Here is a 1,270-nt window from a genome sequence, read left to right as displayed (position 1 = left end):
TAGTTTTGGTGGATTTGAGTTTGGTTATATATTTGTGTCCGCGCAACGAAGGCGCGGGGAAATGGAGGAAATCATGATTATTAGAGAAGCAAGAATAGAAGATATAGAAAGAATATTAGAAATATATGATATTGCGAAAGCATTTATGAGACAAACAGGGAACCCACATCAGTGGAACAGCCGTTATCCGGATTTAAAAACATTAGAAGAAGACATTCATAAACAGCAACTCTTTGTAATGGAAGAAAACTCTATTATACATAGTGTATTTGCGTTTATTATAGGAGAAGATCCTACATATAAGGAAATAGAAGGTGCATGGCTTGATCACAGTACTTATGGTACGATTCATCGTATTGCGAGTGATGGCACTATGCATCAAGTATTTAAGAAAGCAGTGGACTTCTGTAGTGAAAAATGTGCACATCTAAGAGCTGATACACATAAAGATAATAAGATTATGCAGAAGGTCATATTAAAAAACGGTTTTCAAGAAACAGGAATTATCTATGTAGAAGATGGCACACCTAGAATAGCTTATGAGAAGGTGAAATAATGATCTGTCCTAAATGTGGATGTAGAGTAGAACCGGGAATGAAGAAATGTCCTGTATGTGATAGTACTTTAGATAACGAATACACAAGATATGAAAAGAAGATGAAAAGAAAAAAGAATACAGAAAAAAGCAATAGGTTCTGTATTTCTTATATCTGATATTATTCGTACTCTTATTGGTGTAGGTATAGCTCTATTTGGCTGTGTAGGTATCATGGAAGGTGATTATCTATTTGCAGCCAGTATAATTCTATTTGGCTTATCACTCATCCCTTATTGGTATAAGAAAGCATCTAACAAATTTATTGCGATTATCCTACCTGTATTGTTTGTACTTATGGGTTTTGTAGTATTATTGTTTACAGTATAGAAAGTATATTCTTTCATCTTTTTTGTCTTGTAATACATGTTAATAATACTTACTTTAGACTAAAGAGGTGATAGATATGACATATACAGAACCAACCGCAATTGGTGGTATGACACAAGAAGAACTAGACAAAGAATTAAGAAAAGGTATTGAATCTATCAAAGAAGGTAAAACATTTACTGCAGGTCAACTACCCACGACCTAAAGGTCATGGGCTTGTAACTGCCCAGTCGTATTAACGGTTTACACCTCCGACCTTTAACCCCAATAGATATTGCTATCTAAAGTGGCGTTACATCATAGGGTGGTTGACAGCACCCTTTGCAGCAGAGTTTACTCTGCTAC

The 1,270-nt window shown here is 35.0% G+C and carries 4 protein-coding genes; all 4 read left to right on the top strand.

Going from position 1 to position 1,270, the window contains the following annotated elements; genetic code table 11:
- The coding region (locus tag EAI80_RS13150) for a GNAT family N-acetyltransferase (RefSeq protein WP_238634637.1) at window positions 1-556 on the top strand (556 nt) is incomplete at its 5' end.
- Window positions 556-714 (top strand): hypothetical protein, encoded by a 159-nt coding sequence (locus EAI80_RS13565; protein ID WP_161220366.1) that lies wholly within the window; start codon window positions 556-558, stop codon window positions 712-714. The genes EAI80_RS13150 and EAI80_RS13565, both read left to right, overlap by 1 nt.
- A 55-nt stretch (window positions 715-769) precedes the next feature.
- Window positions 770-925, top strand: a complete 156-nt coding sequence (locus EAI80_RS13560; RefSeq protein WP_161220365.1) for a hypothetical protein — start codon at window positions 770-772, stop codon at window positions 923-925.
- Window positions 926-1,001: 76 nt separating this feature from the next.
- Window positions 1,002-1,130 carry a hypothetical protein gene (locus tag EAI80_RS13995; RefSeq protein WP_255452577.1) on the top strand — a complete coding sequence of 43 codons (129 nt, stop codon included), beginning with the start codon at window positions 1,002-1,004 and terminating at the stop codon, window positions 1,128-1,130.
- Window positions 1,131-1,270: the final 140 nt, after the last annotated feature.

This window comes from Catenibacterium sp. co_0103 (genome assembly GCF_004168205.1).
GTDB lineage: Bacteria > Bacillota_I > Bacilli_A > Erysipelotrichales > Coprobacillaceae > Catenibacterium > Catenibacterium mitsuoka_A.
The sequence above is the reverse complement of the archived record's forward strand: the minus strand, read 5'-3'. Positions and strand labels throughout refer to the sequence as shown.

Excerpts from the sequence above, each read along its gene's own strand:
- EAI80_RS13565 (WP_161220366.1), top strand. The coding sequence starts at position 556 with ATGATCTGTCCTAAATGTGGATGTAGAGTAGAACCGGGAATGAAGAAA.
- EAI80_RS13560 (WP_161220365.1), top strand. The coding sequence starts at position 770 with ATGGAAGGTGATTATCTATTTGCAGCCAGTATAATTCTATTTGGCTTA.
- EAI80_RS13995 (WP_255452577.1), top strand. The coding sequence starts at position 1,002 with ATGACATATACAGAACCAACCGCAATTGGTGGTATGACACAAGAAGAA.